This window comes from Streptacidiphilus sp. MAP12-16, assembly GCF_041262165.1.
Lineage (GTDB): Bacteria > Actinomycetota > Actinomycetes > Streptomycetales > Streptomycetaceae > Streptacidiphilus.
Genome location: NZ_JBGCBY010000019.1, coordinates 1 through 14,189 on the forward strand (window position 1 = coordinate 1; position 14,189 = coordinate 14,189).

The 14,189-nt window shown below is 69.5% G+C and carries 13 protein-coding genes; 4 read left to right on the plus strand and 9 right to left on the minus strand.

Features of this window, described 5'->3' with window-relative positions; translation table 11 throughout:
• Positions 1-686: 686 nt before the first annotated feature.
• Positions 687-1,379 carry a ribonuclease H gene (locus ABIA33_RS23860; RefSeq protein WP_370084440.1) on the plus strand — a complete coding sequence of 231 codons (693 nt, stop codon included), beginning with the start codon at positions 687-689 and terminating at the stop codon, positions 1,377-1,379.
• Positions 1,380-1,642: 263 nt separating this feature from the next.
• Here the strand turns inward: ABIA33_RS23860 and ABIA33_RS23865 are convergent, their stop codons facing one another.
• From ABIA33_RS23865 to ABIA33_RS23900, 8 genes are all read right to left on the minus strand, one after another.
• On the minus strand, positions 1,643-3,202 hold the full coding sequence (locus ABIA33_RS23865; RefSeq protein ID WP_370084442.1) for a flavin-containing monooxygenase: 1,560 nt from the start codon (positions 3,200-3,202) through the stop codon (positions 1,643-1,645).
• Positions 3,203-3,871: 669 nt separating this feature from the next.
• Entirely contained in the window at positions 3,872-4,018 is a 147-nt protein-coding gene (locus ABIA33_RS23870; RefSeq protein WP_370084443.1) for a hypothetical protein, read from the minus strand.
• A 119-nt stretch (positions 4,019-4,137) separates the two neighbouring features.
• A complete protein-coding gene (locus ABIA33_RS23875) occupies positions 4,138-4,770 on the minus strand; it encodes a maleylpyruvate isomerase family mycothiol-dependent enzyme (protein ID WP_370084613.1) in 633 nt (210 codons plus the stop codon).
• A 385-nt stretch (positions 4,771-5,155) separates the two neighbouring features.
• Positions 5,156-5,905 carry a hypothetical protein gene (locus ABIA33_RS23880; protein ID WP_370084444.1) on the minus strand — a complete coding sequence of 250 codons (750 nt, stop codon included), beginning with the start codon at positions 5,903-5,905 and terminating at the stop codon, positions 5,156-5,158.
• A 50-nt stretch (positions 5,906-5,955) separates the two neighbouring features.
• On the minus strand, positions 5,956-6,654 hold the full coding sequence (locus tag ABIA33_RS23885; RefSeq protein ID WP_370084445.1) for a helix-turn-helix transcriptional regulator: 699 nt from the start codon (positions 6,652-6,654) through the stop codon (positions 5,956-5,958).
• Positions 6,655-7,018: 364 nt separating this feature from the next.
• The gene (locus ABIA33_RS23890; RefSeq protein WP_370084446.1) at positions 7,019-7,852 is read right to left on the minus strand and encodes an SDR family NAD(P)-dependent oxidoreductase; all 834 of its coding nucleotides are present in this window, start codon (positions 7,850-7,852) and stop codon (positions 7,019-7,021) included.
• Positions 7,849-8,481: a TetR/AcrR family transcriptional regulator gene (locus tag ABIA33_RS23895; protein WP_370084447.1), complete on the minus strand. Its 633-nt coding sequence runs from the start codon at positions 8,479-8,481 to the stop codon at positions 7,849-7,851. The genes ABIA33_RS23890 and ABIA33_RS23895 overlap by 4 nt, the downstream gene beginning before the upstream one ends.
• A gap of 15 nt (positions 8,482-8,496) precedes the next feature.
• Entirely contained in the window at positions 8,497-8,823 is a 327-nt protein-coding gene (locus ABIA33_RS23900; RefSeq protein WP_370084448.1) for a hypothetical protein, read from the minus strand.
• A 282-nt stretch (positions 8,824-9,105) separates the two neighbouring features.
• On the opposite strand from ABIA33_RS23900, the gene ABIA33_RS23905 reads away from it, so the two are divergent.
• Positions 9,106-10,947 (plus strand): GNAT family N-acetyltransferase, encoded by a 1,842-nt coding sequence (locus ABIA33_RS23905; RefSeq protein WP_370084449.1) that lies wholly within the window; start codon positions 9,106-9,108, stop codon positions 10,945-10,947.
• On the opposite strand, the gene ABIA33_RS23910 is transcribed toward ABIA33_RS23905, so the two are convergent.
• Positions 10,889-12,868: an AMP-binding protein gene (locus ABIA33_RS23910; RefSeq protein ID WP_370084450.1), complete on the minus strand. Its 1,980-nt coding sequence runs from the start codon at positions 12,866-12,868 to the stop codon at positions 10,889-10,891. The genes ABIA33_RS23905 and ABIA33_RS23910 overlap by 59 nt on opposite strands.
• Positions 12,869-13,242: 374 nt before the next feature.
• Here ABIA33_RS23910 and ABIA33_RS23915 point away from each other — a divergent pair, with 374 nt between their 5' ends.
• Positions 13,243-13,719, plus strand: a complete 477-nt coding sequence (locus ABIA33_RS23915; RefSeq protein WP_370084451.1) for a hypothetical protein — start codon at positions 13,243-13,245, stop codon at positions 13,717-13,719.
• Positions 13,712-14,020: a hypothetical protein gene (locus ABIA33_RS23920; RefSeq protein ID WP_370084452.1), complete on the plus strand. Its 309-nt coding sequence runs from the start codon at positions 13,712-13,714 to the stop codon at positions 14,018-14,020. The genes ABIA33_RS23915 and ABIA33_RS23920 overlap by 8 nt, the downstream gene beginning before the upstream one ends.
• Positions 14,021-14,189: the final 169 nt, after the last annotated feature.

The window sequence follows — 14,189 nt, forward strand, 5'->3', positions numbered from 1 at the left end:
ATGGCCGTACCGGCCACGAGCGTGACCAGGGCAAGTGGGGTGCCGCGGCGCAAGAGCGACCGTAATCTGCTGGGGGTCATCGCGTTACTCCGGGAGGTGAGGGAAGGGTGAACTGGCGAAGCCGGTATCTCTTGCCTGTGCCAGCTGGGTCGGGAGACCAGTGCGGTACCGGTCGCGGTCGAGTCGCGCCTGGGGGAGAGCCGCAACGACGACAGCGGGTCGTACCGCACTCAGGTGGGGCGCATGCGGACGTGGCCGGCCCCAGCCGACTGCATGTTAGGAACACTTCCTAACCAGCGGTGAGATTGGCACCCAGACGAACAAGTGTCAAACTCAGCGGCCTCCTTGGAGGCGGTGTCAGCCTTTCGCGTAGTTCACCGGCGCACTGGGGGGAGGCATGCGGAGTACGGGCCGTCCAAGGTGTGGCGCCGCCACTGATCAGGCGCGTGGCGGGAACGGCATTGGAGACGTCGTTTCCACCACTGCTCCAGGCGTGGGGCCGCCTCCTAGCCTCACTGTGGCTGCTGCGAACACCGGCGGGGCGCACAGCGTCCTGACGCAGCGAGGCAGCCCCGCCAGGGAGGGCCGCAGCCCAGTTCAGCGGGCGACAGGAGGCAGGGCCAGCGTGGAGATCGACCAGGAGTCCCAGTAGCCGGGAGCCCCCGCCCACCTGAGAAGATCAGGACATGATCGATCGAATCATCGCCGCCTGTGACGGTGCGGCCAAGGGCAACCCCGGTCCGGCAGCGTGGGCTTTCGTGGTCGCTGACAGCGCCGGGGTTCCACAGCGCTGGCAGGCAGGGCCGCTGGGGCACAGCACCAACAACATCGGCGAGCTGACCGCCCTCGAGCAACTGCTCGAGGCAACCGACCCGGCAGCGTCGCTGGAGGTGCGCCTGGACTCGACGTACACGCGAGACGCGGTCACCAAGTGGCTCGCCGCGTGGAAGCGCAACGGCTGGAAGACCGCCGGCGGCAAGCCGGTGGCCAACCGCGAGCTGATCCAGCGCATCGACCAGCTGCTCACCGGCCGGGACGTGGTCTTCGTGTACGTGCCCGCGCACCAGGTGGACGGCGATCCGCTCAACGCGATCGCGGACAAGGCCGCCAGCGATGCTGCTCGCACTCAGCGGGCCGCGGGTGGCACTGCGCAGGACCTTCCCGTCCCCGATCCCGTCAGCACCGCGCCCTCCCGCAGCCCGCGACGACAGGCCGGCGCTGCGAAGGAATCCGCTGCCCCGGCCGGAGGCAGCGCGCGGTCCATCGCCGCGCGGTATCCCGGGAAGTGCCCATGTTCCCGCGCCTACGCCAAAGGCGAGCAGATCACCAGGGTCGGAAAAGGATGGGGCCATCCGGAGTGCGCCGCGACGGTGGGGTGATCGTTGCCGCTGGTACGGGCGTGAGCGCGGGCTCTGCTCAGAACACGAGCACGAGTCCCATGCCCAACCAGCGGTGTCCCGCTTCAGCGGGTGAGCCGGCCGCTCCGCACTGTTGGCGTCGGCCCTGGTCGGGGATGCCTGCCCGTCCTGGGCGCCTGTGCCGTACCGGGTGTCCACGACGGACAACAGAATCGCATCGACGGGCCAACGGCGTCCGTCACATGGTCCTCGATGCGGATGGGCCGTTGCCAGGGATTACTGCGTCATGGCTGCAGTCCTTTCGCTGGAAGCGTTCGGTCGTCGTGCTGCGGCGCTGCCGGAGCGGGCAGGGGAGTGGGTCCGGCCGGTGCGTACGAGGTGTAGGAATCGGGGTCGAAGCGGCTCAGCCGGCGGACGAGTCGCCTGGTGGACCACGGCCAGGCGAAGGTGTTCCGCCCGCTGGGGCTGAAGTAGTAGCTGGTGCAGCCGCCGGAGTTGTACACAGTGGTGCGCAACGCCTCCTGCACCGCCGTGTTGTGCGCGGCCTGCACGGCCGGCCGGACCTCCAGGGCGCGGTGGCCGCCGTGGTCAAGATGGGCCAGGGCGGCGGTGAGGTACGTCAGCTGGGCTTCCAGGACAGTGATCGCGGAGGTGGAGCCGCCGAGCAGGTTGGGCCCCAGAAGCAGGAAGAGGTTGGGGAAGCCGCTGACGGTGGTGCCCAGATACGCCTGCGGTTCACCGCCCCAGGATTCTTGCAGTGTCCGGCCGTTCGAGCCGTACAGGCTCCGGGCCAGCGGCAGCTCACCCATGCGGAAGCCCGTGGCCGTGATGAGGACGTCGGCCTGGGCCACGGTGCCGTCGGCGCCGAGGATCTCGTTCCCGCGTACGCCCGTCACGGCGGTGGGATGCAGGCGGACATGCGGCTGAGCCAGGGCAGGGTAGAAGGTGCTGGAGGTCACCAGACGTTTGCACCCCAGCCGGTAGCCCGGCGTGAGTGCCTGGCGCAGCCGCCGGTCACGGACCGCGAGCCGTAGGTGCGTACGGGCGCCCGCCTCGATGAGGCGGGCGAGCTGCGGGTGACGGTAGGCATAGCCGAGGCCCTCCTGCAGTGTGTACTGCCCGGCGCGCAAGGCGTTGCGCGCACCGGGCAGCAGGTTCAGGCACCGGTTGAATGCCGCGGGCACCGGCAGGTCGGGTTTGGGCAGCATCCACTGGGCGGTGCGCTGGAAGAGGTGCACGGCTGCCGCCTGGGCCGCAATGGCCGGGACGACTTGGACAGCGGAGGCGCCACTGCCCACCACGGCCACGCGACGCCCGGTCAGGTCGACGCTGTGGTCCCACTGAGCGGTATGGAGCACGGGCCCGGTGAACTCCTCGATCCCGGGGACGTCGAGGTGACGCGGGATGTGCCACGGCCCGGTGGCCAGGACCAGTACCGCGGCGCTGTAGGGCCCGTCGCTGGTCTCCAGCAGCCAGCGCCCGGCTGCCGGATCCCACCGGGCTCCCTGCACATGCACTCCGCAGCGCAGCACGTCGCCGATTCCGTACCGCTCGGCCGTCGTCCGCAGATAGCCATGGATCTCCCGTTGCCCGGCGAAGACCCTGCTCCAGGCGGTGTCCGGGGTGAAGGAGTAGCTGTAGAGCGTCGAGGGCACATCGCAGGCGCAGCCCGGGTAGGTGTTCTCCCTCCACGTGCCGCCGAGTTGCGGCCCCTTCTCCAGAATGACCACATCGCGGAAACCTGCCTGGCGCAGCCGGATGGCGGCGCCGATACCGGAGAACCCTGCCCCGACGACCACGACGCGCACGTCCTTGCCGGGCCGGGTGGCCTGCGTCGGGATCACAGCCCTGGTCCAGCCAGGCCAGCGGCGGCGATCCGACGGGGTGTGCGAAGTCCCCGTGGGGCCGTTCGGTAGGCGGATTCGGGGGAGAGCCTGCAGTCGCCGGACGGCTTGACCGTCCGCCGTGCGGAGCGCGCCAAGTCCCGCTCGGCCGGAATGCACAGCGATGCGGACGCGTCTGGGACTGTTGCGTTCGCGGCGGTCAACGGCGGGCCTCGTGCATCAGTGCCTTCTTTCCATTGCTTCCGGTATGCGCCGCTGCACGGCGAGCCGCCCCTCCCGGCCGACGGCGGATCCGGCGCAATGCTGCGGGAGTTGCAGCTGAAGAACGGAGGAACCCTCGTCGTGCACAGCACAACCATGATCCCGAAGCACGTGCCAGGGATGCTCTCAAAACTCAGGAACATCACTCTTCCGTGGCGCCGGGTGCTCGCGCCGGTGAGCAATGAGTCCTCTCGGTGCTCACCCACAAAGCCAAGCGGCGGGCATTGGGGGCCAGTCGACGTCGAAGGCGGCCCGGACACCATCATCGACAGCCCCGTCCCCCGGGTTCCTGACACTCATCCCCGCGTCACACGGCAGACTGCGCCGCGGAGCCGCTGGGTTGCCGACGGCGCGGGGACCCGCTGAACCGGGATCACTCCTCGCCGCCCAGGCGGGCGGCCACTTCGGTCACCCGGGTCTCCAGGAAACGGGACAGCAGTGCGCTAGTTGGCTGTACTCGGCGGCCTCCGCGTCGGTGGCGGTCTCGGCGTAGACCTTCCGCTCCAGTGCCACCAGGCGCTGTCGCTTCTGCTGGGCGCGGTCGGAGTACGGCAATTCCAGGCCGCAGCCTCGGTGGGACCGGTGGGACCGGTGGGCTCCAGGGTCGGCCTGAGGGGTTCCAGGTGCCTGCCGCCGGGGGACGGGGACCGCATGGTCCGTCGGCGCCCGCGCCTTCACCCTGACCCCGCGATCACTCCCGCCCCCTCACCTGCCAACTCCGCACCATAGGCCGACCGTCCCGCCATCGCCATGATCAGGGCGAGCGTACTGCCGCTGACAAGCGCGCCGTCCTGCGCGCCGCCGGAAAACGACCCGTCGGTCGCAGACAGACGCAGCCCTCGCGTCCGTCGCTCGCTCGGCACGGTCATGTTGGAGCGGTGGTAGTACTCGGCGACGTGCGTCAGCCTCGCGATCGGGTAGTCGCGCTGGATCCGCAACGGGCGGCGGATGTCCTCGCCGTGCACGATCACCTCGCCCAACATCGCGACGACAGGAATCGGCGCCTTGGTCGTGCTGGTGACCGAGCGGCGAAACCGTTCGAGCGTCTCGCCGTGGTCAGTTCCGAGCTGCTGGGCGAGCCGGTACGCGACCATTGCGTCGAAATCGAACCGACAGCGAATCACGCCCGCCATCCAGCGCACCGGCCCCAGATTCGCCCCCGACGTCAGATGCGCGACGACCTCGCGGACCGTGAATTCGGTGCACAGCGATCCGGCGTCCCACTGCGCATGGTCCAGCCCCGCCAGATCCTCCGCCAGCGCAGCTCTCTCCGCATGCACCATTCCCCATAGCTCCGAGTCGCCCATGGCCGTCCTTTCCGCTCTTCCTCGTCTGCTGATCAGTCCGACTCGATTGCCATCCAGGTCCTCCACCACTGCGATCCGGCTCGTCGGGGTGTCGACCGGACCCAGCACCTGCTTCGGATCGAGCTCGACCGCCAAGCACGCGGCCGCTGCCCATGCATTTCACGGTGGTGATCTCCTGTTCCTCCAACAGCATGCGGGCAATCCTCCTGGAAGCCGAGCCTTGATTGTTGCCGACGGGTTGCCCAGCAAGCCGTCCCAGGTCTTGCTCGGCTATCCGTTTCGAGGAAGTCACCTTCGAAGATGTCGATGACGCGGCAGCAGTCCAGCAGCTGCGGTGACCACGCCAACTGGTGTGGCGCGGCTCTGCGCGGGACGGGCACAGGTTTCAGTACCGGAATGGACGCGCTCCCGTCAGTGACCACGCACGCGCGAGCCGCCCCTCGCGCACCGCCAGGAGGTCGACTCCGCCGACGGAGGCGCCGTCCGCCCTGGTCTCAGCCGTCCAGAGAAACGCCGCGTAGCCTCGTGAAGGGTCGACGACGATCTGCCGGTGGATCGTGAAGACTGGAGGGTCGTCGGTACCGGCCTTTCGCTCGATCAGGTCAGCCAGCCCGGAAGCGCCGCGTGCGTCGCCTGCCGAACCGGCCCCCGAGAACATGGCGAAGTCATCCGTCACCACATCCTTGGCCAGCTCGGCCCGGCCGTTGCGAAGCTGCACCCAGCCGCGGCACAGGTCCTCGATCGTGGCAGGGTCGGTCCGACCGGCCGCCTCCGGTCCTGGATCGGGCCGCTCGCAACGCCGCTCCGCCACGAACGTCCAGTTCTCTCCGATGCGGCCGTCCTTGAGAATGTTGACGTCGATGCCGGTCAGTACCTGACCGTCAGGCTTCCTCACGTCCCACAGGTAGGCGAACCGGTCACCGGCGTCGACCAATACCCGCGGGCTGAATACGTTCACGTGCCGAGCGCGGTACGCGGCAACGAACCGTTCCTGCGCGTCCGGGCCGATTACCGTGTCCAGGACGTCGCTGCGGTCGGACCACTGCGGGCAATCACCGGACATCAGGTCGTGCGCCAGCGAGGGGTCCTCGTTCCACATACGGCACCAGATGATCATGCGCTTCTCGTTGTCCATGCCGAACAGCCTCGCAACCGGTCACGACACCGTCCTGTCGGTGTTTCAGGTCACAATGCGAACGGTTCGGCGTCCAGGCGCGTCAGCTCGGCCTCCCAGTGCGACTCCCGGGGCGTCACCCGTTCACCCGACAGCTCCAGCGAGGTGATCTGGTCGAGGTGGAAACCTCGGACCGCCGACCGCAGTCGGCACCACGCCGCCAGGTACCAGCCGTGTGGCCCCCACAACAGCCCCAACGGCTCGACGTCGCGCGTGGTAACCGTGCCGGCCCGGTCGGCGTAGGTGAGGTGCAGGACGTGCCCGGAGACCATCGCCTCGACGACGGCCTCGCTCATCACGGCACTCCCGCCAGGCGCGTGGTCCCCGACCTGGTACACCCGCTGCGCGAGCGCTTCCTCCCGCTGACGCACGTCGGCGGGCAGTACGGCCAGCACCTTCTGAGCGGCACGGTGTGCGGCCGCGGCGAACGGCGTGGAGCCGACCGTCCGCAGCGCGACGCTGATGGCGATGGCCTCAGCGGCGGTGAGCGTCAGGGGCGGCAGCGTACGGTCCCGGTCCAGGCTGTATCCCCCGGCTCGACCGGTGTCAGCGCGGATCGGCAGGCCCGACTGCCGCAACGCCTCAAGATCCCGTTCGACCGTGCGCACGCTGACCTCGAACCGCCGCGCCAGCCACGGAGCACTGCGTGGTCGCGGCGCCACCGCTCGAAGCTCCTCGACCAGCGCGTACAAGCGATCGGTACGGTTCACCTGCCCAGGGTAAGGGCCACCGCGACGGCCCCAGGCACATCCCCCAGGCGCGTCGCCCGCGACCTGCTAGCGCCTCGGAGCTTGGGCTGGTGCAGGTGCGCGGCGTCGAGGTTGGACGGCACGGTCTTGACCAGCTCACCGTCGATCAGGATGTGGACGGTGTGCTCGTCGGCCCAATTGTCCGAGATCGTAGGCCGCCGTCTCCAGCCGGTACCGCTCGGCGGCGGTCAGGATGTTCGGACGGGCGGCGGCAGCATGCGGACAGGCCGATCACGAGAAGTGGATCAGACGGGCCGTAGTCCGCGGCCCTTGGTCCGGCGAGTGTTGGGCGGGATGGCGGCCAGGCCCACGGCCTCAGCGGCACTCAACTGAGGGGGCTCTGGGCTTTGGTGAGTTCGAGGCTCGTCTGCCACAGGCGCAGTCGGGCCTGGCTGTCGTATGCCTGGGAATGAGGGCGTGTGTCGCGGGTGCGGTCGTAGAAGCGTCCGGTGGTACCGGCGAGTGCCTGGTCGGAGACGAGTCGGTGGGTGGCGGTCACTCCTTGTTCCACGGTGTCGATGCTGTGTCCGATCTCGGCGAGGACGATCTTGGTTGGCATGTAGGTGGCGGGGTGAAGGCTGTTGAGGGTGACCTCGGCGGCGGGCAGGCGTGCGGCGAGTTCGAAGCCGGAGGTGATCTGGGCGAGTTTGCTCTGGCCGTAGGCTCGGATGCCGTCGTAGTCGCGCTCGAGCATCAGGTTGTCAAAGTCGAGCGGGTGCTGGCCGATGGAGGCGACGTTGACGATGCGGGCCGGCGCTGACGCGCGCAGCAGCGGCAGGAGTTCGAGGGTGAGCAGGAAACCGGCGAGGTAGTTGACGGCGAAGCGCAGCTCGTGGCCGTCGGCGCTGGTGCGGCGGGTGCGGCCGTCCGGTTGCCCGGCGCCGATGCCGGCGTTGTTCACCAGGACGTCGAGTCGCTCTACCGATGCGTGAATCTCAACGGCCATGCGGCGGACCTGGTCGAGGTCGGCGAGGTCCGCGGTCACGGTCCGGGGCCTGGATACGCCGCGGGCCGCGAATTGGTCGGTGATGCGGTCGAGTTTGGCCTGGTTGCGGCCGTGCAGGATCAGCTCGGCGCTGTCGGCTGCCAGGCGCTGGGCCAGGGCCAGGCCGAGGCCGTCGGTGGCCCCGGTGATGAGGACGGTGCGGGGACGGGTCATTGCTGGTCTCCCGGGTCGGTCGCGGTGGTGGTCGGGGGTTGTGCGGCCTGCGCGAGAGTGGCCGTGAGGTCCTCGACGAGGTCGTCGCCCATGGGCTGGCGCGTGGCCAGGAGGCGGTACCACAAGGTGCCGAACACGATGTCCAGGACGGTGGACGCAGCAGGACGGGGCGGCAGGTCGCCCCGTGTCCGGGCCCGATCGAGGATCACCTGGAGCGCGTCGCGCCGGCGTTGCAGAAAGGCGCTGCGGAAGAGTCGGCCGAACTCCTCGTTGATCTGGCCCTCCGCCATCAGGACACGCAGGATGTCGACGACGCGCTGCTGGCGGCCGAGCCTGAACGTGTCCTGTAGGAAGGCCCGTAGGTCGTCGGCGTAGGAGCCGTGGTCGCCGTTCGTGACGTACAGATCGGCTTTCACTGCGAGCGCCTCGAGGAGAACGTGGGCCTTGGAGGGCCACCAGCGGTAGATCGTCTGTTTGCCGCATCCGGCGCGGTTGGCGATTCCTTCGATCGTCAGGCCCGCGTAGCCGACCTCGCCGACCAGTTCGAACGCCGCGACCAGGATCGCCATCCGGCTCTCCTCGCTGCGCTTGCGTCCCGGGCGTGATTCCGAAGGTGGTTGCTCGTCCATGACCATGAGGCTAGCTCAATGCGAGACGCAGCGGTTCGAAATAAGGAGATGCCATGTCCCAGCGCGGTGGCAGGCATCGACGGCTTCGCGGCGGGTGGCGGGCAGCCGCTCGCCGTCGACCTGGGCGCTCATCTCGTGGTCGGTGCAGGCGGCCTCGAGCGAGGTGTGGGCCAAGTCCACGCCGATGCCGCTGAACGAGGTGGTGGTGAGGCTTGATGTGAAGCTGCCGCTTTTGCTGCCGGCGGTCACGGCCGGGACGGTGCCGGTGACTGTGGCATCGGTGAGCGTGAGCCCGCCTATCACGGCCGTCACGTCGTGCTGGGCGGCGACGGTGGCCAGCACACCAGAAGACAGGGGAACGTACCGGCCGTTGGCCAGGTAGGTAGATATGTTCCATGCTGCCCTCGGGGCGGTAGCGGCGGGGAAGGCGATCCACGGGCCGTGCTCTACCGCATGGCGAGCACCCCCGAATGGGACGACTACCGTGCCACGATGGTCCGCGACGCGGATCGTCCTCAGACTCCACATCGAGCGCTACTACGGCCAGACGCCCTGAGCGCAACTGGTCGGACGGTCGGTGCGCCAGACGAGTGCAGGGAGTATGGCGGAGAGGTTGGTGAAGGCATGGGCGGGCCACTGCGGCTGAGAGCAGGCCGGGAGGGCGAGGCCGGGGCGTTGAGCGAGCTGGCGCTGCGGTCGAAGGCCCACTGGGGATACGACCAGGCGTTCCTCGCCTCCTGCCGTGACGAACTACGGGTACGGGCCGGGGAGGTGACGGCCCGTCGCGTCACGGTCGCCGAGGAGGGCACCAGCGTTCTGGGCTTCGCCACCCTGGAGGGGCAGGCGCCGGAGGGCGAGCTCGGCATGCTGTTCGTGGACCCCCCGGCGATCGGGCGAGGCATTGGGCGACTGCTCTACCAGCACGTGCTTGAGCAAGCGGGCAGCCTTGGCTTCACACGGCTGACGATCAGGGCGGACCCGCATGCGGAGGGTTTCTACCGTGCCAGGGGCGCGCAGCGGATCGCGGACTGCGAGGGGCCCGGGTCTGCGTTGGTGCTGTTGGTGGCGTGGCCTGGTTCGGCGGGGACGGCCTGGGCGTCAGCGTGGACCGGCGGACGACCCGCCGTGCACCTCGGCAACGTCGCCGAGTTCAATGCGCAGTTCGATGACCCGCAGTTCGGCGACGGCCCGCGGGACTGGAGGGAGGCAAGTGACCACTACGCCTGCCTGGCGGCCTTCGCCAGCCCGCACCCGGCGGTGGTCGTCCTCCCGCAACATGTCGAGGACTGGTGGGTGCGATGGCTGGCGGAGCGGCTGGCTTGGGGTGAGGTCGAGGTGCATGGCGGGCTGGGTGGCGAGAGCGGGCTGTGCGATGCGGTCCGGGCGAGGCCGGAGCTGCTGGAGCGGATCAGGTCCTTTGGCCTCCCGCTGATCCCGTGGGGCCGCACGGCTCAGTTCGAGCGCATCGCGGCGGCGCCGGCGTCAGGGGCGGGCGAGGTGCTGCGTGCCACCCGTCACTACGAGTCGAAGGCGGCCGCCCACGCGCTCTTCGGCGAACTGGCGGGCGACCACCCGGGGATCTCGGTACCCGCACAGCAGCGGATGGGTTCCCGATGGCAGCTCGCGCGGGTGTTGGCCGCCCGGGCGACGGCGGGTGCCACATCCGTGGTGAAGACGGACTACGGGGTCGGAGGCTCCGGTACCCAGGTGGTGACGCCCCGGCAGCTGACCACGATGGCCGGCGTGAGAGCGGTGACCCGCAGGCTGCCCGCCGGCGGAGTACTGCTGGAGGATTTCGTGGACGGCGCCGGCCCTTTCCGGCCCCCGACGTTCGACGCAGTCATCGGCGCTGACGCCACGGTGCACCAGGTCGGCACGGGGGCCATGGACATCGAGGGAACGAGTTATCGCGGTGTCACCGTCGGCCCGGGAGCCGTACCGGAGGCGCTGGCGGACACGGCCACCCGGTTCGGGACGGCCGTGGGCCGGGCGCTGGCCGCCGACGGCTACCGGGGCTGGTACGACGTCGACTTCGTCGCCGGCCGGGACGGCAGCCTTGCACCCACCGAGATCAATCTGCGGCTCACCGGCCCGGCGGTCGCCTTCGTCGTGCAGGCCAGGCTCGATCGCCTGCACGGCGGCCGGCACCTGGTGCGCACCTTGGACTGCCTCCCGCTGGGCGCACGCTTGCCCTCCGCGGCACTACGCGACCACTTCGACCAACTGGCTCGGCGGTGCGGCTCGATGGGGGTGACCCTGCTGCCGACCATACCCACCGCGGCCTTCGACCCCTACCCGTACGTGGGTGTGGCGTTGGCTGCCCGTACGCTGCAGGCGCTCGACGAGGCCGAGTCGCTGCTGCGCCGCGCCAACGCGGCGCTCGCCGAGATGTTCCGGCCCGGGGAGGTCACGGCTTCCGGGGCCGGGAGACCAGGAAGGCACCCAGGACTGCGGCGGCGATCATGAGGGTGACGTTGAAGCCGTAGACGAGCGCGGCCTGCTGCGGCCAGTCGTTCTTCGCGGCGAGTCGGTAGAGGTTGTCCTGCGGCCACCAGGCGACCAGCAGCCAGACGAGCGCCAGGTGCGCGGAGTTGGCCAGCGGCCCGGAAAACACCCGACGGCCCACCATGTCACCGATGGTGAAGAAGAACGCGATGCCGAGACCGAAGGCGAGGCACTCGCACACGTAGAGCCCCTCGAAGAGTTCCGCCCAGGGGGCCGGCACGCCAGAGAGGTCGGTCGAACCCGGCCAGATGAAGTCGGTCAGGAACCAGGCGAAGGCCGCGACGAGCAGCGTCGCGAACGCCATCTCCCCGAGCGAGAACCCGGGCTCGGCGGACCTCCCGCCCTTGCCGCCGGCGGGCCGTCCGGCACCGCGCTGCACCGGGAGCGGCACGCCCGCGCGGTCGGCTCTGCCCGCCCGGGTGCGCGGGAGGGACGCCACTGGCACCACGAGTTGCGGGGTCCGGTCGGCCGGAAGCCGCCCGGACAGGTACGACCTCAGGTGCTCCGGATCGACGGTGCCGCCGTCCGCGGCGACCACGTACGCGGCCAGGGCACGTCCGCCCTGCTCCGTGCCGATGTCCGCGACCAGGTACTCGCTGACCGCGGAGTACCCCCGCAGGACGGCCTCGACCTCGGTGTGTTCCCCCAAGCGGCCGACGAACTCAAGGCACCCGGACGCTTGCCGCAGGCCCAGATCACCGGTGCGCACCAGGTGGTCGGGGCCCAGGCGCGAGCCGTTCAGGTATCCGAGGGCCACGCCAGGGCCGCTGACGGCGATCTCGCCCACCGCACCCGGGCCCAGCGGAGCCCCGGCCTCGTCGACGACCGACATGGTGACGCCTGGGAAGGGGGCTCCGATCAGCGAAAGCCGTTCCGCTCCACCGACCGGGGGCGGCCCGTCGGGTAGTTCGAAGTAGGCACCGCTGCCCGCGGCCTCGGTCAGGGTGTAGGTGTTGAGGAGGCGCACGCTCGGTCCGGCCAGGGCCCGCAGATCGTACTGCTCATCGAGGTCCCAGATCTCGCCGGTGCCCGCGATCAGCCGAACCGTGCCCAGGCCGTGAACCCTGGGGTGACGCCGTAGTTCCCTGATCACGGCGACGGCACCGGTCAGCAGGGTGACGCCTTCGACGGCGATCAGTTCGTGCAGTGCGGCGGCGTGGTCCGTCCGGTTTGCCAGGTCGACGTCCTCGGCCATCACCAAGGTGCCGCCCGAGCACAGTGCGCGGACCCAGTCCGCCGTGAAACCGGCGAACTCCGTTGCCGTCACCTGGAGGTGCCGGTCGGCGGACGACAGCTGGTAGACCGACTCCCAGGCCCGGTAGGCGCCGAGCAGCATGCCGTGTTCGATCAGCGCACCCTTGGGCGCCCCCGTGGTGCCCGAGGTGTAAAGGACACAGGCGAGGCCGGGCTCCACCGGTGCGTCGAACGACCCGCTGTCCGGGTCTGCTGCGGTGCCCGTAGCCGCCTCCGAATCCAGGCAGACGATCCGCCGATCCGCACCCTGCGCCACAGCGCCCCGGTACCGTTCCACGGTCAGCACGATGGACACACCGGTGTCCGCGAGGGTGTGGCGCAGCACATTCCCCGGCGCGGTCGGTTCCAGTGGCACGTAGGCACCGCCGGCCTTGAGTACGCCGAGCATCGCGACGAGGACCTCCGGACCGCGGTCCAGGCACACCGCGACCAGACCACCCGGCCGGAGCCCCACCGCCCCCAGCCGCTGCGCCACTTCGCCGGCCCGGCAGTCCAGTTCCTCGTATGTGAGTCGCAGGGCGCCGCACACGACGGCGACGGCGTCAGGAGCGCGCCGGGCGTTGTCCTCGAAGAGTGCGCGCACGCCGGTGCCCGGCTGGGTGGCCGCGTTTGTCGCCCTGCTTGTCATACAACCCCCATGTGTGGTGATAGCGGTCGAACCGCGATGAAGCGGGGCGCCGCTTTGGCCCTGCCACCGCCCCGATCCATGAAACCCCTATGAAGCACAGAACTTGATCCATCCTCATGCAGTGTGACCGGGCTGCGGGATGGGGCGAGCAAAATCGGCAACAGACGGTAGGCGATTAGGTATTTCTACCGATGCCCCTTGCCGACGGGGACTGCGATGATCGTCGTCGCAGGCACCGCCCGCCGCGTCGCCGCCCGATGGTTGCGGAAGCGCGTCGCCCCGCCTTCACGGACTGGCCTCGGCCATGGCAGTGCGGTCCGCTCGGGAGTACTCCCTCTTCCTCCCTTCTCCCTTCTCGCTCGAAAGGCAACTCGATGACGTATCCCCCCGGCAACCTGCCGCAGGGGCAGTCGCACCAGCAGTCGGACTCCGCGCAGCAGTCGGTGCAGGTAGCAACGCAGACCCGCCCTCCGCACGACAACGGTTTCGTCGGCCAGGCGGTGTCCGCAGGTCGAAACATGGCCACACGAGTCGTGGTCGTACTGATCGTCATCGGAGTTGTCACCGGTGCCGGTTACATCTGGAAGCAGATGAACGGAGCCCCGTCCACGGCCGCCGTGGGCGACTGCGTACAGGACTCGGGCAGTCAGAACATCAAGGTCGTCTCCTGCACGGACCCGAAGGCCGGATACAAGGTCGTCGGCAAAGTGGACCACGTGGCCGAACCGTCTTCCGACCTGCAGACCACGATGATCTGCAAGCCCTTCGCGGCGGCCACCACGGCCTTCTGGGAGGGCAACAGCGCAGGTGCGGACGGCTACATCCTCTGCCTGGGACCGACGCATGAGTGAGGTCCAGGAGGAGATCAAGCAGAGCGAGGGTACTTTCGCCCCTGAGGATCCAGCTGACCACGAGGACCACCCGTTCAGCTGGATCTTCACCGCCCTCGGCTGCGCCGCGGTCGCCGGTGCCGTCCACACCTCGCTCTGGGACGACCAGATAGCGGGAAGCAGCACCCACGGCAGGTACCGGGCCCTCAGAGGATTCATGCAAGCGGTGGGACCCACCTGGATCTCGGTCATCTTCGGGGTGATGGCCGTGGGCCTCCTCCTGGTCGGAGTCCGCGAGATCCGAGCAGCGTACAAGGACTGATTCATCGGTCAGCCGACCCGGGCCAGCGGACCTGCCGCCCCGGGTCGGCAAGGAGTCCAGACGAAGTCCGGTGCGCTGGAGCGGCGGCTGTGAGCAACGCGTTCCACGCGAGCGGCCAGGGGGAGCAGGACCAGCGGCGGCATACATGGAGCGTGCTCGGCGCTCTGCC